This window comes from Lentzea sp. HUAS TT2 (genome assembly GCF_051853195.1).
Classification (GTDB): Bacteria; Actinomycetota; Actinomycetes; order Mycobacteriales; family Pseudonocardiaceae; genus Lentzea.
This window is the reverse complement of the sequence record NZ_CP196667.1, coordinates 5,176,572-5,198,008: the sequence shown is the minus strand read 5'-3', so window position 1 is coordinate 5,198,008 and position 21,437 is coordinate 5,176,572. Positions and strand designations below refer to the sequence as shown.

Sequence of the window (21,437 nt, the reverse complement as noted above, 5' to 3'; positions counted from 1 at the left end):
TGCACGAGACAACTATGGCCATGATCCAGCTCGGCGCGGTGTTCTTCGGCCTCGGTCTGCTGGGTCGTGTTGCTCGACGCGCCGGAATCTCCCCCATCCCGCTCTACCTGATCGGCGGGCTCGCGTTCGGGCACGGCGGGTTCGTGCCGTTACACGGCATCGAGGAGTTCACCCACCTCGCCAGTGAGATCGGCGTGGTGCTGCTGCTTCTGCTGCTCGGCCTGGAGTACTCGGCGTCCGAGCTCACGACCGGGCTGAAGAAGTCCTGGATGGCCGGCGTGCTCGACCTGGTGCTGAACGCGGCGCCGGGCGCGATCGCCGCGTACCTGCTCGGCTGGGGCACGGTCGGCGCGCTGGCGATGGCGGGCGTCACGTACATCTCGTCGTCGGGCATCGTCGCGAAGGTCCTCGGCGACCTCGGCCGGCTGGGCAACCGCGAGACACCCGTCGTGCTGTCCGTGCTCGTGTTCGAGGACCTGGCGATGGCCGTGTACCTGCCGGTGCTCACCGCCGTGCTCGCGGGCGTGAGCTTCCTCGGCGGACTGACCTCGGTCGGCATCTCGCTGTTCGCGATCACCGTGGTCCTGGTGGTGGCGTTGAAGTACGGCCGGTTCATCTCGGCCATTGTGGACAGTCCGGACCACGAGGTGTTCCTGCTCAAGCTGCTCGGCTCCGCGCTGCTCGTCGCGGGCATCGCCTCGCAGCTGCAGGTCTCGGCGGCGGTCGGCGCGTTCCTGCTCGGCATCGCGATCTCCGGGTCGACGGCCGAGAACGCGACGCGTCTGCTGGAGCCGCTGCGGGACCTGTTCGCCGCGATGTTCTTCGTCGTGTTCGGACTGAACACCGACCCCCGCTCGATTCCACCCGTTCTTGGAATCGCGGTGGCGCTGGCCGCGGTCACGACGGCGACGAAGGTCTTCACCGGCTGGTGGGCCGCGCGCCGGCAGGGCATCGGCAAGATGGGGCGCATGCGTGCGGGCGTGGCATTGGTGGCACGCGGCGAGTTCTCCATCGTCATCGCCGGACTGGCCGTGGCGTCTGGCCAGGTGGACGACGAGCTGGCGGCGCTGGCCACCGCGTACGTGCTGCTGATGGCCATCCTCGGGCCCATCGCGGCGAAGTACGTTGAGCCAATCGGTGAATTCTTTCAGCGCAGGCGGCAAATGGCCTGAAACAACTGCCCCGATGTGACGACTCTCTAGTGAGGGCTAGATGGAGAGTAGGGGCGAATCGTCATGACCGAACCCGCGGAAGTGGAGACCACCGGCCGATTCCTGGTGCTGCTGCAGGAAGACGCCGTCGAAGAGGGGCTGGCCGAGCTCGGCGCGATCGCCGGGTTCGACCCGAACACCGGCGCCATCGGCTCGGACACGCTGCAGGTGTTCCCCGAGCTCGGCGTCGCCGTGGTGTCCGGGGACCCGAACCTGCTGGGCGAGCTGAACGGCGCCGCGGAGCGTCCCGGCCCGGTGCAGATCGTCGAACCGGAACGCGTCGTGCACGTGTTCCAGGACGACGCCGCGCCGGCGGAGGCGGAGGCGCCTGCGGCCGCCGCGAACGAGTCGGTGCTGACCTGGGGGCTGCAGGCCGTCGGCGCGGACGTCAGCACGGCGACCGGCAAGGGTGTCAAGATCGCGGTGCTCGACACGGGCTGGGAGAAGAACCACCCGGACTTCGCGGGCCGCACGATCACCACGAAGTCGTTCATCACCGGCGAGGACGTGCAGGACGGCCACGGCCACGGCACGCACTGCATCGGCACGTCCGCGGGCCCGCGCAAGCCCGCCACGCTGCCCGGCTACGGCGTCGCGTTCGAGGCCGAGATCTTCGCGGGCAAGGTCCTGTCGAACGCGGGCTCCGGCTCCGACGGCGGCATCCTCGCGGGCATCGACTGGGCCGTCGCCAACGGCTGCGCGATCATCTCGATGTCGCTGGGCGCCGACGTCCCCGCGGGCACGCCGTACTCGCAGATCTACGAGACCGTCGCCCAGCGCGCGATGGCCAAGGGCACGCTCATCATCGCCGCGGCGGGCAACGCCTCCTCGCGTCCCGGCCGCATCGCACCGGTCGGGCACCCCGCCCGTTGCCCCAGCATCATCGCCGTGGCCGCGATCGACGTGAACCGCGCGATCGCGTCGTTCTCCTCGGGCTCCGCGGACAAGATCGGCCAGATCGACGTGTGCGCGCCCGGTGTGGACGTCTACTCGTCGTTCAAGCTCCCCCAGAAGTACTCGCGGCTGCGCGGCACGTCGATGGCGACCCCGCACGTGGCCGGCGTGGCCGTGCTGATCGCGGAACGGACCGGCGCGCGCGGCTTCGAGCTGTGGGCACGCCTGGCCGGCACCGCGCTGCGCCTGCCCCTGCCGTCCACCGACATCGGCACCGGGCTCGTCCAGGCGCCATGACCGCGTCGGTGGACCAGGTGATGGTCTCCGTGACGGACGGCAGCCTCCCGCGGGTCCTCGACGACCTGCGGGAGGCGGGCCTGGTGGTCGACACGGTCCTGGAGGCGCTGGGGGTGGTGACCGGTACCGCCGAGGTCAGGGCCATCCCGGCGTTGCAGGCGGTACCCGGTGTCGTCGACGTCGAACGGCAGTGGCGCGTGCAGCTCCCGCCGTACTGACTAGGCTTTGCGCTGACCCCATCAGCGCCTGATCGAACACGTGTTCTATGCTGTGCGCGGGGTCACGTCGTTGCGCAGAGAGGAAACCTGATCGTGTCGGACACGCTCACCGAGGTGCAGGCAGTCGAGGAGACCGTCGTGGAGGAGACTCCGGCGTCGGCCCCAGTGGCCGAGAAGGCCGAGGCTCCGAAGCCGGTTGAGGCGCCGAAGGCCGAGGCTCCCAAGGCGGAGAAGCCGAAGGCCGGCCGTCCCAAGAGCACGGCGAAGAAGACGCGCACCGTGGAGCTCACGCTCACGGTGACGGGCACCGCCGAGGGCGAGTGGCAGGCCGACCTGGTCCACGGCACGCAGCGCGTCGTGTCGGGCCTGGTCATCCCGGCCATCGCGGTCGCCAAGGCGGCCAAGGAGCTGCACGTGGACATCGCGGAGGGCATCGAGTCGGTGCTCGAGGCGGCGCGCGACCAGCACCGCACGCGCATGGAGGAACTGGAAGCCGAGCTGGCCAGGGTGAAGGCCCAGCTGGCGGAGCTCTCCGAGTAAGTCCAGCACCACGCGGAAAAGGGCGGCCCCAACACTATGGGCCGCCCTTTTCCGCATGCTGGACTGCACGCGGGGACCTTTCGTACTGTCATGCAGTACGAAAGGTCCCCGCGTGGCGTCAGTGAGCGGTTTAGCGGGCCGGGTCGAGCAGGAGTTTTCCGGCGGTTTTGCGGGAGCGCAGGTCCTTGTGTGCTTGCTGGACCTCACCGAGCCCGTACTCGCCGCCGGGAACGGCCTTCAGCTTGCCGTCGACGACGAGCTGGAACAGCTCCGCCATCGCGCGGTGGGCGAGGGTGCCGTGCTCGGCGTCGCGCACCTTCAGGGCGTGCGGCAGCCACATACCCGCAACGGCCGTGGAGTGCACCAGCAGCGATCCGAGGTCGACCGGCCGCGGCCTCTCCCGCGAGGCCATGCCATAAAACGCAAGCCGCCCAAAAGGAGCCAGCGCCACCAGCGACTGGTCAGTGACCGCCCCTCCCGTCATGTCCAGCACGACGTCGACGCGCCGTCCGCCGTTGGCTTCCTTCAGCGCGGCGGTCATGTCCTCGGCGCGCGAGTCGATGGCGACGTCCGCGCCCAGGTCGAGTGCGAGCTTCCGCTTGTCGTCGGACGAGGCGGTCGCGATGACCCGCCCGGCGCCCCACAGCTTGGCGAGCTGCACGGCGATCGTCCCGACGCCACCGGCGGCGGCGTGCACGACGACCGACTCGCCGGGCTCCATGTGGGTCGACTTGCGCAGCAGCAGCCACGCGGTCGCGCCCTGCACGATCAGCGACAGCGCGGTCAGGTCGTCCACGCCGTCGGGGACGTCGAACGTGGTGAGCGCGGGCGCGACGGCCTTCTCCGCGTAGCCGCCGGAGTTCTTGGTCAGCGCGACGACGCGGCGGCCGTCCTCCGTGACGCCGACGACCTCGCCGCCGGGCACGAGCGGCAGCTCCATCCTCGCCAGGTAGGAGTTCTCCGCCTGGTGCGTGTCGGCGTAGTTCAGGCCCGCGCGCGAGACGGTGATCAGCACCTCGCCCTCGCCCGCGACGGGGTCGGGCAGCTCCACCTGCTGGAGCACCTCGGGCCCGCCGAACTCCGTGATCTGAATGGCACGCACGTCAGTTCTCCTTGAGCACGATCGAAACGGGGTCCTTGTGGGCGGCCTCGACGCGCGACCCGTCGGCGGCACGCGGGCCGGGCGGGTTGCGGAAGCCGAACGGCTCCGACGGGCGACCGGACTGGACGAACCAGGCCTCACCGGTCCCCGAACCCTCCACAATGGACATGAAGGCGTCCACCACGGCCGACACGGGGATGATCGGCATGCCGATCTCGTCCAGCGTCTCCCGCAACGGAACGATGATGTTGGTGTCGGCGAACCCGGGACACAACGCGTTCACGCGCACGTCGGAATAGGCGCCACCGAGCGAACGCACGAGACCGACGACGGCGGCCTTGTTCGCGCCGTAGACGGGATCGCCGGGCATCGCCATGAGGCCGGCCATCGACGCCGTGGCGATGATCTGGCCGCCACGCTTGCGAAGCTCGGGCAACGCGTAGTGCGCGCCGTAGACGACGCCGTCGAGGTTGATGGCCATCGCACGGCGGTAGGTCTCGACGTCGAAGTCGTCGCCCAGCGAGCAGCCGGTGCCGATGCCGGCGTTCAGGAACGCGATGTCGAGCCCGCCGAACTCGCGCACGGCGAGGGCGACGGCCTCTGCGGAGTCCGAAGGCACCGTGACGTCGCAACGCATGAACACGCCGCCGATCTCATCGGCGACGGCTTTGCCCTGGTCGGCGTCCACATCGGCCACGACGACACGCGCGCCGAGCGATGCCAGACGCCGGGCGGACGCGGCGCCGATGCCGTTGGATCCGCCGGTGATGAGCGCGACCTTGCCGGTGAGTTCCACAGGCACCTGCCTCCTCGAATTGCCACATTCCGACCAGTCGGTATGGTCGTCCGCACAGGCCTGGACGTCAAGCGGACTGATAGGTACGTTACTAAGCGCTTGCTTAGCTCACCATCCCTCACCGAAGGAGGACCCGTGGCCGACAGGGTTGCGATCGTCACCGGCGCGGCTCGTGGCATCGGCGCCGCGGTCGCGCAGCGCCTCGCCGCGGACGGACTGGCCGTCGCGTTGCTCGACCTCGACGAGCAGGGCGTGCTCGACGGCGCCGCCAAGATCACCGCGGGCGGTGGGCGCGCCCTCGGCCTCAAGGTCGACGTCGCCGACGAGGAGCAGGTCAACGCCGCGGTCGCGAAGGTCGCCGAGGAGCTGGGCGCCCCGACCGTGCTGATCAACAACGCCGGCGTGCTGCGCGACAACCTGCTGTTCAAGATGACCTCCAGCGACTGGGACACGGTCATGAACGTGCACCTGCGCGGCGCCTTCCTGATGAGCAAGGCCGTGCAGGCGTTCCAGACGAAGGAAGGCTTCGGCCGCATCGTCAACCTGTCGAGCACGAGCGCTCTCGGCAACCGCGGCCAGGCCAACTACTCCGCCGCCAAGGCCGGTCTGCAGGGCTTCACCAAGACCCTCGCGATCGAGCTCGGCAAGTTCGGCGTCACGGTCAACGCGATCGCGCCCGGTTTCATCGCCACCGAGATGACCAAGGCGACGGCCGAGCGCATGAAGATCCCGTTCGAGGACTTCCTCACCGGTGCGGCGCAGGCGATCCCGGTCGCGCGCGTCGGCCAGCCGGAGGACATCGCGCACACGGCGTCGTTCCTCGTGAGCGAGGGCGCCGGGTTCGTGTCCGGCCAGGTCATCTACGTCGCCGGCGGACCGAAGGACTGAGGCGGATGCGCGCGTTCGAGAACATCGACGAGCTGGTCGCCGCCAAGGGCGAGCACCTCGGGTTCGGCGAGTGGCACGAGGTCACGCAGGAGCAGGTCAACCTGTTCGCCGACGCGACGCTGGACCACCAGTGGATCCACATCGACGTCGAGAAGGCGAAGAAGGGCCCGTTCGGCGGACCGGTGGCGCACGGCTACCTGACGTTGTCGCTGGTGCCGTACCTGGTGCGGGACGTCTACACCGTCAAGAACATCAAGATGGGCGTGAACTACGGCAGCAACAAGGTCCGCTTCCCGCAGCCGGTGCTGGTCGGCGCCAGGGTGCGCGGCGGGGTCGAGCTGCTGGACGTCACGGACATCGCGCTGGGCAAGCAGCTCGTGACCAAGGTCGTCATCGAGATCGAGGGCAGCGACAAGCCCGCGTGCGTCGCCGAGATCGTCAGCGTGATCGTGCCCTGATGATCAGGCTTTGAGGCTGTGGATCAGCAGATCCGCGTAGTGCTCCGCCAGCCGCCCGGCCGGGATGTCCCCGTCCGGGCGGTACCAGGTGCCGAGCTGGTGCAACGAGCCGAAGAAGTAGTACGTGGCCACGTCGGCGGGCACGTCGTCGCGGAACGTCCCGCCGCGCTGCCCCTCCTCGATCAGGCCGCGGAACTTCTCGTGGTAGCGCCGCCGTTCGGCCCGCACCTCCCGCTGCTTCTCCTCCGAGAGGTGGTTCATGGACCGGAAGAACACCTTGGCGGCGTCGAAGTCGTCGATGCTCGTGACGATCACGTCGATCGCGGCCTCGCGGAGGCGCTCGGTGATCGGGCCGGTGCTCGACGCGATCTTCTCCAGGTGTTCGGTCTGCAAGCGCAGCAACCGCCCGTAGATCTCGTGCAGCAGGTCGTCCTTCGACCCGAAGTAGTGGTACATGGCGCCTTTGGTGACGCCGGCGTGTTCCACGATCTCCTGCACGGCGACCCGCTCGTACCCCTTGTCCGCGAACAGGCGGGTGGCGGCGTCGATCAGTCTTTCAGGCACGGTCACGACCGGAGCGTACCTCCCGACCGAGGAGAACCCAGGCAATGATCAGTCGCTGGACAGTGGTCGTCGACCGCGACGACCTGAGCAAAACCGAAGTGCTGCACGACGAACTGCCCGGCTCGTCCGAGCTGTCCGACTGCGAGGTGCTGCTCAGGGTGAGCCGCGCCGGCCTCACCGCCAACAACGTCACGTACGGCGTGATCGGCGACATGATCGGTTACTGGCGCTTCTTCCCGGCGGGCTCGGAGAGCCAGGGCGTCGTGCCGGTGTGGGGCTTCGCCGACGTCGTGGACTCCACAGTGGACGCCCTGCCCACAGGTACCCGTGTCTACGGCTATCTGCCGATGGCAAGCCATTTCGTGGCCCGTGCGCGACTGACCTCGTCGGGCTTCGTGGACACCGCCGACCACCGCGCCGACCTGCCGGCCGTGTACAACAGCTACCTCGTCACCTCCCAGGACCCCGCCTACGACGAGTCGCTCGAAGACCTGCAGGTGCTGTACCGGCCGTTGTTCCTCACGTCGTTCCTGCTGGCCGACCGGCTGGTGGACAACGACTTCCACGGCGCCCGCACGGTCGTCATCTCCTCCGCGTCCAGCAAGACGGCGTTCGGCACCGCCCACTGCCTGCGTTCCGCCGGTCTGCGGGTCGTCGGCTTGACCTCGCCGCGCAACGTGGAGTTCACGTCCGGCCTCGGGCTCTACGACACCGTGCTCCCCTACGACGCTTCAGTGGACGTCGAACCTTCGGTGTACCTGGACTTCAGCGGGTCGGCCGGCGTCCGTTCGGCGCTGCACGACCGCCTCGGCTCCGCGCTGGTCAAGGACATCTCGATCGGCCTGACACACCAGGCCGCCTCGCAGGACTCGCGCTCCGAGTTCTTCTTCGCGCCCGACCAGGTGCGCAAACGCATGGCGGACTGGGGCTCGGACGGGTTCGCCGAACGGTTCGGCGAGGCCTGGCGCGGCTTCACCGCTCAGGCCGGCGACTGGGTCGGCGTGGTGCACCACAGCGGGCCGGAGGAGCTGGTCGACGTGTGGCAGGCCGTGCTGGCGGGCAAGTCGAACCCGGCCGGCGCGGACGTGATCACCTTCTGATCAGCCCGGCCAGCAGTCCCGCGATGTTGTGCGCGTCGTCGTGCCCGCGGTGGTGCGTGCCGTCGAGCCTCTGGCCGGCGAGCCGCACCGCCTCGGCCATGCCGACCTCCCGCGGCAACGCGTGCACCAGCGCGAAGAGCGTCTTGACGTTGACGTGCCGCGGCCCGAACGGATAGCGGACCCCGAAGTCGGCACACTGCCGTTCGAACATCTTCCGGTCGTAGTCGCCGTAGGAGGCCCACACCCGGCGATCCGACCGGTACTCCTTGCGCAGCACCGCGCAGGCCTCGGCGAACGAGACCCCGGCGGCGACCTGCTCCGAGGTCAGCGTGGTCAGCGCGGTGCAGAACGGACTGACGGAAGACCGGGAGGGGCGCACCAGCACGGACCGCCGCTCACCTCGGACCCCGGTGGCCACCTCGATCGGGCAGATCCCGATCTCGATGATCTCCGAGACCTCACCGGCGGGCGGCGTCCTCTCCCAGCAGGTCGACTCCACGTCGACGACCAGCACCTCGTCCAAAGCGATCACGCACAGATCGTCCCCCACCCGTCTACTGGAATACGACGACTGGCAGCACCACGATCTCGCCCGTCGCCGCGTTCCACGACTGGACCTTGCCCAGGCACCGCGCGTTGAACTGGCCCGGTGGCAGCGTGTCGCGCAGGCTCGCGCGGTCGCACTCCACCCGTACGCGATGTTCGCCCACCGGTGCGAGCAGCACCGCCGGGTCCTCGCCGTCGCCGGCCTCGAACCGGCCGTGCAGCGACACGTAGTCGCGGATGTCGTTGAGGCGCCGGGCTTTTCCGCGCCGCCACGACTCGTCCGCCGTGATGGTGCGCGTGGTCAGGTCCACGTCGACCACGCCGTGACCCGCGCGCAGGCCCGCCAGCACGACGCCGATGACGTCGATCTCCGTGGCCGGTTTCTCGTAGGTGTCGGTGTTCTGCTCCACGACCGAGCCGTCCACGCCGATGCCGAACTCGCTCGGGCCCACCTGCAGCTTGCCGCCCTTGGTGACGGTGATCTGCTTGACGAACTGGCGGGTGACGGCGTCGTCGTACCTGCCGACCTTGCAGAGGTTGATCATCCGCTGGCCGTGCACGTAGAACAGCAGGCCGGGCACCTCGGGTTGCTGCTCGCGGCGGCGCATCCACAGCCAGGCCAGGCCGACGACCACGACCAGCGCGATCAGCGTCACCGCCCACAGCAGGACCCAGCCCCACGAGACCGACCACCACAACGCTCTATCGACAGCCACGGATCTCCCTCACCGCCTCCAGCAACGACTTCGCGCCGGCCTCCACGAGCCGGCCACCACTCGCCTGGGCCACGCGGTCGAGCTCCGCCGTGGAGGCCTCGCCGAACCGGATCGGGAACACGGGCACTTCCCCTCGCCCGACCTGGAGGAACTCGTTCACCGACGGGCCCGCGTTGTTCTCGCCGTCGGTCATCAGCACCACCGCCGTCTCGCCTCGGGCCAGCCGGAGCGCGTGGTCCAGCGCGGCCCAGATCGCGGTGTTGTCCCGCAGGTCCTCGGACGCGACCACGGCCAGCAGCGCGTCGAGGTCCTGCTTGCCGCGCACGGTGATCGAGCGCTCCTCCAGCACGGTGCCCGCGAACCGCACGATCGTCACGGTCTCCCCGACGTAGAAGCGGTCGAAGCCGTTGAGCGACGCGAACGCCTCCCGCAGCCCGGCGAGCCGCGCGCCCCGCATGGACGTCGAGTAGTCCAGCACGAAGATCACCTGCCGGCCCTCGCCCGCGCGGTCGTGGAACAGCAGCAGCCGGTCGAGCACCTCCTGGCTGTCCGGGAAGTACAGCGCCGTGCCGAGGTCGGCGCGCAGCTTCTCGTTGCGCTGCACGGAGGGTTCGACGGGCCGGCGCCAGGTGCGTTCGGCGATCATCCGCTGCGCGTCCGGCGACCGGAGCCACTCCACGACCCGGTCGTAGGCGGCGCGGTGTGCCGGCTCGACGAGCATCAGCGGATAGTCGGACAGGACGATGCCGTCGCGCGGGTAGACGATCTCCAGCGGTTCGGTCAGGCGGCCGGAGGCGTTGAGCGCCAGCAGTTCCGACTCGTGCGCGACCAGTCCGTCCACATCGGACCTGCGCGCGAACTCGCCGACGGGGTCCGGCACGTCGAACGCACGCCCCGCTAGGAACCCCTGCAAGCGGTCGCAGCTCACGTCCTCTGGACGCAGCGGCGCACCGGTCCCCGCGGCCGCCGTCGCGACGCCGATCAACGCGGCCATCCCGCCGCCGGACACGCGGGGATCGGCCATGCCGTAACGGAACTGGCCCAGCGCGGCCCGGTCGGCGACGTCGGCCCACGTCGGCCGCTCGCCCAGCGCGGCGCGACTGCCGCGCTTCACGCCGAGCACCACCGGGGACGTCATGACGCTCGTCGCCAGCTCGGGCTCGGCACCGCGCAGCCGCAGGAACCTGTTGGTGGACAACCACGCCAGGTCGAACCCGGCGAGCGACCTGCTGGCCTCGACGGTGCCCCGGTGTTCCACGGCCAGCTCGACCCCGGTGGCCTTCCTCAGCTCCGCCAGCACGGGACCGAGGTCGGCCAGCTCGGTGCTCGCCAGCATCCTCAGGCGGACCTGCTCGGGCGTGCTCGTCGTGCACGCGGCCAGCAGGAGCAGCAGAACCGCCGCCAGCACCCTCATTTGCAGTCGCCGACGACGTCGAGCATGCGTTCGAAGAGCTCCGCCTTGGGCAGCTGCACCCTGCCCGCGTCACCGGCCGGCGGCTCCGGCAGACCGCGGCCCGCAATGTAGGTGCCGAAGTCGTCGGCGGACTCCCCGTTCCAGCTCAGCGAGTGGAACCCCAGCTCGACCGCACGCCTGCGCAGGTCGGGGTCGTTCATCATCAGCTCGCCGATCCGGTCGCCCTCCGGCGTGAACGAGATCAGCTCGGGCGTGCTCTGGTGCTGTTTGGTCGGGTAGAGCAGCACGCGTTCGGTGTCGACGCTCTTCTGCCGCAACTGATAGGCGATGTACTGGTGCTCGTAGATCACCGCGATGACGGCGTGCGTGCGGCCCTCCGGCACGAAGTACTTCGGCGCCATGTCCTCGCCGGCCTGGCCCTGCGCGTCGACGTACGGCTTGACGCTCAGCGCCAGCTTCTCGGCGGCGTCGACGGTCTGCGGCGGCTCGTCCCCGAAGGCGGTGGCGAAGAACCCGACGAGCGTCGCACCCGAGTAGGCCTTGCAGGGGTCCGGCGACTGCACGATGACCCGGTTGCCGTTGGACAGGCCGAGCTGGTCCCACCGCGCGCCCGAGTCGGCCAGCTGTTTGAACTCGGCCATGTCGAGCGTGTAGTAGAGCGGCTTCTCGCTCTGGCCATGAGGTTTCGCGGCCCCCGCCTGGCTCAGCGCCTCGGCGTACTCGCGGAACGTCGCCAGCACGACCGGGGTGAAGAACGGCCGGTACGGCACCACGTGCTTGCCGGCCCGGCGCGACTTCACGTGCTCGTTCGCCACGTGCCCGGACGGGAACACGAAGTGGTACGAGTCGAGGTCGGGTTTGTCGGCCAGGTCGCGCGAGCCGATCGGCGTCACGTGCACCTGGTAGCCGCGCGCCATCAGGATCCGCTTGACCTGCTCGTCCTGGAAGAAGTCCCGCTTGGAGGCGAACAGCGCCCGCACCACGGTGACAGAGCGGAACGGGCCGGTGATGTGCCCGGAGACGAGCAACACCACCAGCCCGAACACGAACACCGTCAACGGGGGGACGAACCACAGCAAGAACCGTCTTCGCGGGTCCACGACCTTGAACTCGGGCTCCCGCACGGCTCCCCCTGGAGTCAGACGATCACGGCACCACCGTCGACGACGAGCGTCTCACCGGTAACGTAACCGCCCGCGGCTGAGGCCAGGAAGACAACGGCGGAAGCGAGCTCCTCCGGGTCGCCGATTCGCCCGGATGGCAGAGTTGCCTGGATCTTCTCCAGGTATCCCGGCGGGTACTGGTCAGTCATCTCGGAGGCGAAGAAGCCGGGGCAGATCGCGTTGACGCGGATGCCCTTGCGTCCCGTCCACTGCTGCGCCAGGTCCCGCGTCAGGCCGAGCAGACCGGCCTTCGACGCCGAGTACGCGGCTTGGGGAATACCGCCGGTCACGAGGCCGAGCACGCTGGAGATGTTGATGATCGAGCCGCCGGACTTCATGACGGCCGCGGCCGCCTGCGCCATCCAGTAGGCACCGTTGAGGTTCACGTCCATGACGCCGAGGAACTCCTCCGGCGTCTCGCGCGAGGCCGGCACCGCCGACGCGACACCGGCGTTGTTCACGAGCACCGACACCAGCCCGAACTCCGCCGCCTGCCGCGCGACCTCACGGCAGTCGTCGGGCTGCGAGACGTCGGCCTGCACGACCAGCGCACGGCGACCGGCGGCCTCGACCAGCGCGGCCGTGTCCTTCAGCTTGTCCGCGCGACGGGCCGCGAGCACGACGTCCGCGCCGGCCTCCGCGAGGCCCTTGGCGAACGCGACACCGAGTCCGGAGGACGCGCCGGTGACGATGGCGACTTTCCCGTCCAGGCGAAATTTGTCGAGGATTCCCACTACGAAAGCCTTTCCAGGATGATCGCCATGCCCTGACCGCCGCCGACGCACATCGTCTCCAGACCGAACTGTGCGTCGCGGGCCTGCATGCCGTTGATCAGCGTCGTCATGATCCGTGCGCCGGTCGAGCCGAACGGGTGGCCCAGCGCGATCGCGCCGCCGTGCACGTTCAGCCTGTCGATGTCGATGCCCAGCTCGCGCTGCGACCCGAGCACCTGCACGGCGAACGCCTCGTTGATCTCCACCAGGTCGATGTCCGAAATGGACATACCGGCGTGGCCCAAGGCCTGCTTCGTGGCGTCGACCGGTCCCAGGCCCATGATCTCCGGCGACAGGCCCGAGACACCCGTGGACACGATGCGCGCCAACGGGGTCAGGCCCAGCTCGCGTGCCCGCACATCGCTCATGATCACGACAGCGGCCGCGCCGTCGTTGAGCGGGCAGCAGTTGCCGGCCGTGATCGTGCCCTCGGGCCGGAAGACCGGCTTGAGAGTGGAAACGGACTCGTACGTGACGCCGGCGCGCGGTCCGTCGTCAGTGGAGACCACCGTGCCGTCGGGCAAAGTCACCGGCGTGATCTCGCGGGCGAAGAACCCGTCCGCGATGGCCTTCTCGGCGAGGTTCTGCGACCGCACGCCGAACTCGTCCTGGTCGTGCCGCGAGATGCCCATCTGCGTCGCGACGTTCTCGGCGGTCTGGCCCATCGCGATGTAGTAGTCGGGCAGCTCGCCGTCGAGCCGAGGGTCGGTCCACGGCGCGTTCGAGGCGGCCGTGTCCAGGGTCCGTTGCTGCGCACCGGCGAACAGCGGGTTGAACGACGGCACACCGGAGTGCATGTACCGCGAGACGCACTCGACGCCGGCTGAGATGAACGCGGTGCCCTCCCCCGCTTTGATGGCGTGGAAGGCCATCCGCGCGGTCTGCACGGACGACGCGCAGAACCGGTTGACCGTCGTGCCGGGCAGCGAGTCGTGGCCCAGCTGCACGGCCACGCGGCGCGCGATGTTCTGCCCGTGCTCGTCCTGCGGCTCGGCGCACCCGAGGTGCAGGTCGGTGATCTCCGAGGCGGGGATGTCGCCCAGTGCCGCGGAAATCACCTGTGCGGCCAGGTCGTCCGGCCGCAACGACACCAGGGAACCCTTGCGGGCACGGCCGATCGGCGACCGGGCGGTGGAGACGACGACTGCTTCAGCCACGGAAATCCTCCTACAGGCCCAGGTCGCGGCCGATGAGTTCCTTCATGATCTCGTTGGACCCCGCCCAGATCTTCGTGACGCGGGCGTCCATCCACGCGCGGGCGACGCGGTACTCGGTCATGTAGCCGTAGCCGCCGTGCAGCTGCACGCAGGCGTCGATGACCTCGTTCTCGACGTCGGCGCTCCAGTACTTCGCCTGTGCCGCCTCGACCGGGCTGAGCTCGCCGCGCACGTGCTGCATGGTCAGCGTGTCGATGAACGCCTGCGAGACGTCCAGCTTGGTGCGCAGCTCGGCGAGCAGGAACTTGTTGTGCTGGAACTTGCCGATGGCCTGCCCGAACGCCTTGCGCTCCTTGACGTACTCCAGCGTCTCGTCGAAGACGCCCTGCGCGTGCGCGAGGTTCGAGATGGCGCCGCCGATCCGTTCCTGCGGCAGCCGCTCCATCATGTAGATGAAGCCCTGGCCCTCCTCGCCGATCATGTGCTCGGCGGACAGGCGCACGTCGGAGAAGAACAGCTCCGCGGTGTCGGACGGGTGCTGGCCGACCTTGTCGAGCTTGCGGCCGCGCTCGAAGCCGGGCATGCCGGTCTCGACGGCGAACAGCGTGATGCCGCGCGCGCCCTTGGACGGGTCGGTGCGGGCCGCGACGACGATCATGTCGGCGGTGTAGCCGTTGGTGATGAACGTCTTGGAGCCGTTGAGGATCCAGTCGTCACCGTCGCGCACGGCGTTGGTCTTCAGCGCGGCGAGGTCGGAGCCGCCGGAGGGCTCGGTCATCGCGATGCCGGTCTTGATCTCGCCGGTGCACATGCCGGGCAGCCAGCGCTGCTTCTGCTCCTCGGTGCACAGGTCGACGAGGTAGGGCGCCACGACGTCGCCGTGGATGCCCAGCGACGAGGCGACCGCGGCGTTGACGCGGCACAGCTCCTCGGCGAACACCGTGTTGAACCGGTAGTCGTTCGCGCCGCTGCCGCCGTACTCCTCGGGGATCTCCAGCCCGAGCAGACCCTGGCGGCCGGCCTCCAGCCACACGTCGCGGTCGATCACCCGCTGCTCGATGAACTTCTCGACGTTCGGCGTGATCGTGCGCTCGACGAACGCCTTCGCCGACTCACGGAACGCGGCGTGATCCTCGTTGAACAGCGTCCGCTGCACGACTACCTCCATACTAAGCGGTTGCTTAGAGCTAAGCGCCCGCTTAGCGTGCAGTACGATCCATCACCTGTCAACACGCGAGGAGCGGCCTGATGACGACGACCGGACTGGACGGGTTCGCGCTGCTCGACGAGACCTGGCGCACGGTCACCCCGGACGCCGCCCGCCGGATGCTCATCGCGGCCGTCCAGGCGTTCGCGGACAAGGGATATCACGCCACGACGACCCGCGACATCGCCTCTCTGGCCGGAATGTCGCCCGCGGCGGTGTACATCCACTACCGGTCCAAAGAGGAGCTTCTCTTCAACATCTCGCTCGTGGGCCACGAGACGTCACTGGCGCTGCTCGCGGGCATCCAGGGCGACGGGGTGGTGGGGCGGCTGAAGAACGCGGTGGCGACGTTCGCGGGATGGCACGCGGAGTTCCACACGACGGCACGGGTGGTGCAGTACGAGCTCGGCGCGCTCTCTCCCGAACACCACGCGGAGGTGGCGGAGCTGCGCCGGCAGATCGAGCAGCGGATGCGCTCGTTCATCGCGGACGGCGTGGAGGAGGGCGTGTTCGACGTCCCCGACCTCAAGGGCGCGACCCTGGCCGTGCTGTCGCTGTGCATCGACGTCGCGCGCTGGTACCAGCCCGGCGGGAAGCGGACCCCGGACGAGATCGGCGCGCTGTACGCCGACCTCGTCCTGAGAATGGTCCGGCCTAACTGACCGACTTCCTGCCGTACACGCCTGCCACCAGCGAAACACCGATCGCTGCGACGACGATCTGGACAATCACCTCGATCCAGTCGATGCCCGGCGTGTCCTGCACGCCCAGCAACCGCGCGATCCACGACCCGATGAACGCGGCCGCGATGCCGACCAGCAAGGTCAGCCAGATCGGGATGGCCTGCTTGCCCGGTGCGAACAGCTTGCCGAGCAAGCCCAGGATCAGACCGATGATGAGCGCGCCGAGAATGCTCTCGATGGTCACGGACGCCTCCTCCCGCTACACCCCGATGCACTCGGGGATCTCGGGGAAAATCATCCCGTCACCTGGCAGTGTCCGCAGCCCGAGATCGGCAGGCGGTACACCCGAGTGCCGATGACTACCAGCGGCTGCCGGAGACCTGGCTCATCCACTGGTTGATCGTGGCGGTCCAGTCGGTGCCGATGGCCTGCTGGTGGGACACGGCGAACCGGCCGTACGCGTCGCCACCCGCGCGGAGCAGGCCGGCGCGCTTGTCGGCCTCCAGGATCACGTGCAGCTCACCCGGAGTGGTGACGAACGTCAGCTCGACCTGCTTGACGCGGCCGGCGAACTGCGGCGGCGGGTAGAACTCGATCTCCTGGTAGAACGGCAGCTGCTGCGGCACGCCGTGGATGCGGCCGCGCTCGTTGTCCGCCTTGGTGAAGCGGAAGCCCATGTGCCCGAACGCCTGGAGCACGGCGTCCTGCGACTGCAGCGGGTGCACCCAGATCGGGTCGAGGTCACCGGGGTCGACGGCGCCGCGGACCTCGAGCTCCGTGCGCAGGCCGAGCTGCATGCCGTGCAGCTGCTGGCCGCCCACGACGTTGATCGGGCACTCGAACGGCACCGGGATCTGGAACGGCAGCGACAGGTTCTGGCGCGGCTGCGCCACGATCCGCTGGCCCACGGAGAACTTGTGGAACTCCATGTTGGTGTTGTACTCGTTGTCGCCGCTCTCGACCTCGACGCGGGTGAGCAGCGCCAGCGTGACGTGGTCGATCTCGGCAGGGTGCTCACCTCCGGCGATGCGCACCTCGCCGGACAGCACCTCGCCGGGCCTGACGTTCGGGTTGGTCAGGACCGTGTCGACAGTCGGCCCGCCCACACCGAACGCGCGCATCATCCTCTTGAACACCACTGCGGCCTCCTGAAGCCCTTGCATGTTTGCGGGGAGTCTGCCAACTGGATCGCCCGTTTGCTGCGAAGTGTTCCGTTGACGCCTCAGCACCCCGATCGGTTCCGTGTGGACTTCTGTTCACTTCAGATGGCAACATGCGACCGCCGTCACATACTAAGCGGTCGCTCAGGAGGATTGCCTTGTTGCTCGTCGCCAACCGGGGTGAGGTCGCCGTCCGCGTGCTGCGCGCGGCCGCTGACCTGGGAATTCGCACCGTGGCGGTGTACGCGGAGGACGACGCTTCCTCACTGCACGTGACGCTCGCCGACCGTGCTGTCGCGCTCCGTGGACCGTCGCCGTACCTGGACGCCGATCAACTGCTGGACGCCGCCGAGGGGTGCCAGGCCGTGCATCCGGGGTGGGGGTTCCTGTCCGAGAACGCTTCGTTCGCTCGGGCGTGTTCGGAGCGCGGACTGGCCTTCGTCGGGCCCTCCGCTGACGTTCTGGAACTGCTCGGTGACAAACGGCGAGCGCGGGAACTGGCGGCGTCGCTGGGGATCCCGGTGCTGGAGGCGGCGCCCGGCGAGTTCCCGGTGATGGTGAAGGCGGTCGCCGGCGGTGGCGGCAAGGGCATGCGGGCCGTGTACGCGGCTGAGGACCTCTCCGATGCCGTCGAGGCGTGCCGGGCGGAGGCGCTGGCGGCGTTCGGGAACGGGGACGTCTACTTCGAACGGCTGATGCCCTCCGCGCGGCACATCGAGGTGCAGCTCGTCGGGACCGCGGTGATCGGCGACCGCGACTGCTCGCTGCAGCTGCGGCACCAGAAGGTCGTGGAGATCGCGCCCGCTCCCCTGCTGGACCCGTTGCTGCGCAAGGCTTTGCACGAGGCCGCCGCCGCTCTGGCCGTCGCGGCGGGCTACACCGGCGTCGGCACCGTCGAGTTCCTGGTGTCCGGGGACTCGTTCGCGTTCCTGGAGGTGAACCCTCGGCTGCAGGTCGAGCACACGGTGACCGAGATGGTGTCCGGAGTGGACCTCGTGCGCACCCAGCTGCTGCTCGCGTGGGGCGGCGACGTGGACTTCACGCCGCACGACCGCGGCTCGGCCGTGCAGGTGCGCCTGAACCAGACCTCGGGCGGCGTGCTGTCGTCGTTCGGCCTGCCCGCCGGGCCTGGTGTCCGCGTCGACACGCACGGGTACGTCGGTTATCGGGTCGGGACGCGGTACGACGGGCTGCTCGCGAAGCTCGTGGTGCACGGCGAGGACCTGGACGTGGCCCTGAACCGGGCGCGGCGGGCGCTGGGCGAGTGCCGGGTCGAGGGGGTTTCGACGAACCTGGAGTTCCTGCGCTCGCTGCTCGCCCGCGACATCGTTGGTGCGACGACTGATTTCGTGGTCGAGGAAACAGTTTCGGGCATGCGGGCTCCGCTGGCCGGCACGGTGGTCGCTGTCTCGGCGGACTCCGTGGTGCTGGAAGCGATGAAGATGCAGCACGTCGTGCGGGTGTCCGGGGACGTGCTGGTGTCGGTGGGCGACACCGTGTCCGAGGGTCAGGTGCTGGCGTCCGGGGTCGGCGAGTCCACTGAGGACGTTGCCGCGGTGGATCTGGATCACGTCCGGCCTGATCTGGCCGAGGTGCTGGCGCGGCACGACTTCGACCGCCCCGAGGCCGCCGCGAAACGACACGCCCGGGGTGGCCGGACCGCCCGGGAGAACATCGCGGATCTTTGTTCTTCCTTCGTCGAGTACGGCGGTCTGGCGATCGCGGCGCAAAGGCAGCGTCGTTCTTTGGACGACCTGATCGAACGCACGCCCGCCGACGGCATGGTGGCCGGAATCGGCGTGGTCAACGGCTCGCGGGTCGTGGCGATGTCCTACGACTACGCGGTGCTCGCCGGCACGCAAGGCATGCGCAACCACCAGAAGAAGGACCGGCTGTTCGCCCTGGCGCAGCAGGAGAACCTGCCGGTGGTGCTGTTCGCCGAGGGCGGTGGCGGACGTCCCGGCGACACCGACCACAGCATGGTCAGCGGGCTCGACTGCGGCTCGTTCCACGCGTTCGCGCAGCTCAGCGGCCAGGTGCCGCTGGTGGGCGTGGTGGCGGGGCGGTGCTTCGCGGGCAACGCGGTGCTGCTCGGCACGTGCGACGTGATCATCGCGGTCGAGGGCGCGAACATCGGCATGGGCGGGCCGGCGATGATCGAGGGCGGCGGGCTCGGGGTGTTCCAGCCGGAGGACATCGGGCCGCTCGACGTGCAGGTGCCCAACGGCGTGGTGGACATCGCGGTCGGGTCCGAGGAAGAGGCCGTGGCCGTCGCCAAGAAGTACCTCTCGTACTTCCAGGCTCCCGCAGGCGTCCCCTCGCCGAGCGCGCAGCCTTCGCCCGCGCCGCCGGGGGGACCCCTGGACTCAATTCTCCCAGACAGCACCGACAATTCCGGATCGTGGAACTGCGCGGACCAGCGTCTCCTCCGCCACGCCGTCCCCGAGAACCGCCTGCGCGCCTACGACATCCGCGCCCTGATCGAGACCCTCGCCGACACCGACAGCGTGCTCGAACTCCGCGCAGGCTTCGGCAAGGCCATCGTCACCGCCCTGATCCGGGTCGAGGGCCGCCCCATCGCCCTGATCGCCAACGACCCCAAGGTCCTCGGCGGCGCCATCGACGCCGACGCCGCCGACAAGTGCGCCCGCTTCCTGCAGCTCGCCGACGCGTTCGGCATCCCGGTCGTCTCCCTCACCGACACCCCTGGCTTCATGGTCGGCCCGGACGCCGAACGCACCGCCACCGTCCGCCACCTCACCCGCATGGTCGTGACGGGCGCGAACCTCACCGTCCCCTTCGGACTCGTGGTCCTCCGCAAGGCGTACGGCCTCGGCGCCCAGGCCATGGCGGCGGGCTCGCTCAAGGTCCCGCAGTTCGCCGTCTCCTGGCCCACCGGCGAGTTCGGCCCGATGGGGCTCGAGGGCGCCATCAAGCTCGGCTTCAAGAAGGAGCTCGACGCCATCGCGGACCCGGACGAGCGCAAGCAGCGCTACGACCAGATGGTCGCGATGGCCTACGAGCACGGCAAAGCCCTCAACGTCGCCTCGGTCTTCGAGATCGACGACGTGATCGACCCGGCCGACACCCGCCGCTGGATCGCCACGGCGCTGGCCCCCGCAACTTCCCGCCCTGAAGGGAAGAAACGCCCGTTCATCGACACCTGGTGAGGAGATTCCGTGGTCAGTGTCGCCCCTGCGGAAAAGAAGACCCTGCGCAGGCTCATGGCAGCCGGACTCGTTGGTTCGTCCCTCGAGTGGTACGACTTCTTCATCTACGCGACAGCCGCGGCCCTGGTATTTCCCAAGCTGTTCTTCCCGGAGGCGACGCCGATCGTGGCGCTGCTCCTGTCGTTCAGCACGTTCTGGGCGGGCTTCGTCGCGCGCCCGATCGGCGGTCTGGTGTTCGGCCACGTCGGCGACAAGGTCGGCCGCAAGCCGGCGCTGGTCATCTGCCTGGGGCTGATGGCGGGCGCGACGTTCCTCATCGGCCTGCTGCCCACGACGGCGACCCTCGGCGTCGGCGCACCCCTGCTGCTGGTGCTGCTGCGCTTCCTGCAGGGCATCGCGGTCGGCGGGCAGTGGGGCGGCGTGGTCCTGCTGCTGACCGAGTCCGCGGGCCCGAAGAAGCGCGGCTTCGCGGGTACGTTCGGGCAGGCCGGTGTCCCGATCGGCGTGCTGCTGGGCAACATCGCCTTCATCAGTGCGACGACGTCTCTCTCGCCGGAGGCCTTCGCGTCGTGGGGCTGGCGCGTGCCGTTCCTGGCGAGCGCGCTCCTCTTCCCCGTGGTGCTGTTCATCCAGTTGAAGGTCGAGGACAGCCCTGTCTTCCGTGAGCTGCAGGAACGCCGTGCGTCCGGACCGGTCGTGGCGCAGGCACCGCTGAAGGAGGCCCTGCGCACGCACCGCAAGCCGATCCTGCTCGGCGCGGGCCTGATGTTCGCGTCCAACGCGATCTTCTACGTGTCGATCGCGGGCGTGCTGTCCTACGCGACCACCACGCTCGGCCTCAGCCGTGAGTCGGTGCTGGTCGTGAGCCTGCTGTCCTCTCTCGTGAGCATCCCGGTGATCCTCTACGCCGGACACCTGAGCGACCGCATGGGACGGCGGCCGCTGATCATCGCGGGCACGGTCGGGCTGATCGTGTGGGCGTTCCCGTACTTCCTGCTCGTGGACACCGGCTCGCTGCTGTTGCTGTTCGTCGCGTCCACGGTCGGAGGCATCGCGTCCTCTCTCGTGTACGGGCCGATCGCCGCTTACCTGGGTGAACTGTTCGAGCCGCACGTGCGGTACTCGGGTGCCTCTCTCGCGTACCAGCTGGCGTCGATCCTGGTCAGCGGCGGCACGCCGTTCGTGATGACGGCACTGCTGGGTGCGACCGGGACGTCGATGTCCGTGTCGGCGTTCCTGCTGCTCATGGGCCTGTGCACGCTGGTGTCGGTGATCAGGCTGCCGGAGACGCACGAACCGGAACGGGCCTGATCAGAGGCTGTGAAGGCCCGATCCAAGCGACAAATCGGGCCTTCACAGTCAAGACCTCTGCGGAACCTG

General features: G+C 69.2%; 22 protein-coding genes. 10 read left to right on the top strand and 12 right to left on the bottom strand.

Translation table 11 applies throughout. The annotated features are described in order from the left end of the window. Positions 1-14 precede the first annotated feature (14 nt). From ACSHWB_RS26080 to ACSHWB_RS26065, 4 genes are all read left to right on the top strand, one after another. The gene (locus ACSHWB_RS26080) at positions 15-1,172 is read left to right on the top strand and encodes a cation:proton antiporter (RefSeq protein ID WP_439664667.1); all 1,158 of its coding nucleotides are present in this window, start codon (positions 15-17) and stop codon (positions 1,170-1,172) included. 63 nt (positions 1,173-1,235) lie between these two features. Beyond that, positions 1,236-2,402, top strand: a complete 1,167-nt coding sequence (locus ACSHWB_RS26075; RefSeq protein WP_439655902.1) for a S8 family peptidase — start codon at positions 1,236-1,238, stop codon at positions 2,400-2,402. Then, the gene (locus ACSHWB_RS26070) at positions 2,399-2,620 is read left to right on the top strand and encodes a hypothetical protein (protein ID WP_439655901.1); all 222 of its coding nucleotides are present in this window, start codon (positions 2,399-2,401) and stop codon (positions 2,618-2,620) included. The genes ACSHWB_RS26075 and ACSHWB_RS26070 overlap by 4 nt, the downstream gene beginning before the upstream one ends. 93 nt (positions 2,621-2,713) lie before the next feature. Beyond that, positions 2,714-3,160, top strand: a complete 447-nt coding sequence (locus ACSHWB_RS26065; RefSeq protein WP_439655900.1) for a DUF6319 family protein — start codon at positions 2,714-2,716, stop codon at positions 3,158-3,160. A 130-nt stretch (positions 3,161-3,290) separates the two neighbouring features. Here ACSHWB_RS26065 and ACSHWB_RS26060 read toward each other — a convergent pair whose 3' ends face one another. After that, positions 3,291-4,262, bottom strand: coding sequence for a quinone oxidoreductase family protein (locus tag ACSHWB_RS26060; protein WP_439655899.1), 972 nt, complete (start codon positions 4,260-4,262; stop codon positions 3,291-3,293). Position 4,263: 1 nt separating this feature from the next. Further along, on the bottom strand, positions 4,264-5,064 hold the full coding sequence (locus ACSHWB_RS26055; RefSeq protein WP_439655898.1) for an SDR family oxidoreductase: 801 nt from the start codon (positions 5,062-5,064) through the stop codon (positions 4,264-4,266). 129 nt (positions 5,065-5,193) lie between these two features. Here ACSHWB_RS26055 and ACSHWB_RS26050 point away from each other — a divergent pair, with 129 nt between their 5' ends. Together ACSHWB_RS26050 and ACSHWB_RS26045 are read left to right on the top strand one after the other, a co-directional pair. Continuing rightward, entirely contained in the window at positions 5,194-5,946 is a 753-nt protein-coding gene (locus tag ACSHWB_RS26050; RefSeq protein ID WP_439655897.1) for an SDR family oxidoreductase, read from the top strand. A 5-nt stretch (positions 5,947-5,951) separates the two neighbouring features. After that, a complete protein-coding gene (locus ACSHWB_RS26045) occupies positions 5,952-6,404 on the top strand; it encodes a MaoC family dehydratase (protein WP_093605121.1) in 453 nt (150 codons plus the stop codon). Between the two features lie 3 nt (positions 6,405-6,407). Here ACSHWB_RS26045 and ACSHWB_RS26040 read toward each other — a convergent pair whose 3' ends face one another. Continuing rightward, positions 6,408-6,974, bottom strand: a complete 567-nt coding sequence (locus ACSHWB_RS26040; protein ID WP_439655896.1) for a TetR/AcrR family transcriptional regulator — start codon at positions 6,972-6,974, stop codon at positions 6,408-6,410. A gap of 38 nt (positions 6,975-7,012) precedes the next feature. Here ACSHWB_RS26040 and ACSHWB_RS26035 point away from each other — a divergent pair, with 38 nt between their 5' ends. Further along, positions 7,013-8,068: a DUF2855 family protein gene (locus tag ACSHWB_RS26035; RefSeq protein WP_439655895.1), complete on the top strand. Its 1,056-nt coding sequence runs from the start codon at positions 7,013-7,015 to the stop codon at positions 8,066-8,068. Here the strand turns inward: ACSHWB_RS26035 and ACSHWB_RS26030 are convergent. The 7 genes from ACSHWB_RS26030 to ACSHWB_RS26000 are packed head-to-tail and all read right to left on the bottom strand — an operon-like array spanning position 8,058 to position 14,993. Beyond that, the gene (locus ACSHWB_RS26030) at positions 8,058-8,618 is read right to left on the bottom strand and encodes an exonuclease domain-containing protein (protein WP_439655894.1); all 561 of its coding nucleotides are present in this window, start codon (positions 8,616-8,618) and stop codon (positions 8,058-8,060) included. The genes ACSHWB_RS26035 and ACSHWB_RS26030 overlap by 11 nt on opposite strands. Positions 8,619-8,622: 4 nt before the next feature. Next, entirely contained in the window at positions 8,623-9,330 is a 708-nt protein-coding gene (locus tag ACSHWB_RS26025) for a hypothetical protein (protein WP_439655893.1), read from the bottom strand. Further along, entirely contained in the window at positions 9,317-10,744 is a 1,428-nt protein-coding gene (locus ACSHWB_RS26020; protein ID WP_439655892.1) for a substrate-binding domain-containing protein, read from the bottom strand. Before ACSHWB_RS26020 ends, ACSHWB_RS26025 begins: the two co-directional genes overlap by 14 nt. Further along, positions 10,741-11,868 carry a hypothetical protein gene (locus ACSHWB_RS26015; RefSeq protein ID WP_439655891.1) on the bottom strand — a complete coding sequence of 376 codons (1,128 nt, stop codon included), beginning with the start codon at positions 11,866-11,868 and terminating at the stop codon, positions 10,741-10,743. Before ACSHWB_RS26015 ends, ACSHWB_RS26020 begins: the two co-directional genes overlap by 4 nt. A gap of 14 nt (positions 11,869-11,882) precedes the next feature. Continuing rightward, positions 11,883-12,641, bottom strand: a complete 759-nt coding sequence (locus tag ACSHWB_RS26010) for an SDR family NAD(P)-dependent oxidoreductase (RefSeq protein ID WP_439655890.1) — start codon at positions 12,639-12,641, stop codon at positions 11,883-11,885. Then, positions 12,641-13,837: an acetyl-CoA C-acetyltransferase gene (locus tag ACSHWB_RS26005; RefSeq protein ID WP_439655889.1), complete on the bottom strand. Its 1,197-nt coding sequence runs from the start codon at positions 13,835-13,837 to the stop codon at positions 12,641-12,643. The genes ACSHWB_RS26010 and ACSHWB_RS26005 overlap by 1 nt, the downstream gene beginning before the upstream one ends. A gap of 10 nt (positions 13,838-13,847) precedes the next feature. After that, positions 13,848-14,993: an acyl-CoA dehydrogenase family protein gene (locus ACSHWB_RS26000; RefSeq protein WP_439655888.1), complete on the bottom strand. Its 1,146-nt coding sequence runs from the start codon at positions 14,991-14,993 to the stop codon at positions 13,848-13,850. Positions 14,994-15,085: 92 nt separating this feature from the next. Between ACSHWB_RS26000 and ACSHWB_RS25995 the strand changes: the two genes are divergently transcribed. Beyond that, on the top strand, positions 15,086-15,706 hold the full coding sequence (locus ACSHWB_RS25995) for a TetR/AcrR family transcriptional regulator (protein WP_439655887.1): 621 nt from the start codon (positions 15,086-15,088) through the stop codon (positions 15,704-15,706). On the opposite strand, the gene ACSHWB_RS25990 is transcribed toward ACSHWB_RS25995, so the two are convergent. Both ACSHWB_RS25990 and ACSHWB_RS25985 read right to left on the bottom strand, forming a co-directional pair. Next, positions 15,699-15,971 (bottom strand): GlsB/YeaQ/YmgE family stress response membrane protein, encoded by a 273-nt coding sequence (locus tag ACSHWB_RS25990; protein WP_360046749.1) that lies wholly within the window; start codon positions 15,969-15,971, stop codon positions 15,699-15,701. The genes ACSHWB_RS25995 and ACSHWB_RS25990 overlap by 8 nt on opposite strands. 115 nt (positions 15,972-16,086) lie before the next feature. Next, on the bottom strand, positions 16,087-16,866 hold the full coding sequence (locus tag ACSHWB_RS25985) for a sporulation protein (protein ID WP_439655886.1): 780 nt from the start codon (positions 16,864-16,866) through the stop codon (positions 16,087-16,089). 179 nt (positions 16,867-17,045) lie between these two features. On the opposite strand from ACSHWB_RS25985, the gene ACSHWB_RS25980 reads away from it, so the two are divergent. Both ACSHWB_RS25980 and ACSHWB_RS25975 read left to right on the top strand, forming a co-directional pair. Continuing rightward, positions 17,046-20,057: a carboxyl transferase domain-containing protein gene (locus tag ACSHWB_RS25980; RefSeq protein ID WP_439655885.1), complete on the top strand. Its 3,012-nt coding sequence runs from the start codon at positions 17,046-17,048 to the stop codon at positions 20,055-20,057. Positions 20,058-20,066: 9 nt separating this feature from the next. Next, a complete protein-coding gene (locus ACSHWB_RS25975; RefSeq protein WP_439655884.1) occupies positions 20,067-21,368 on the top strand; it encodes an MFS transporter in 1,302 nt (433 codons plus the stop codon). Positions 21,369-21,437 lie beyond the last annotated feature (69 nt).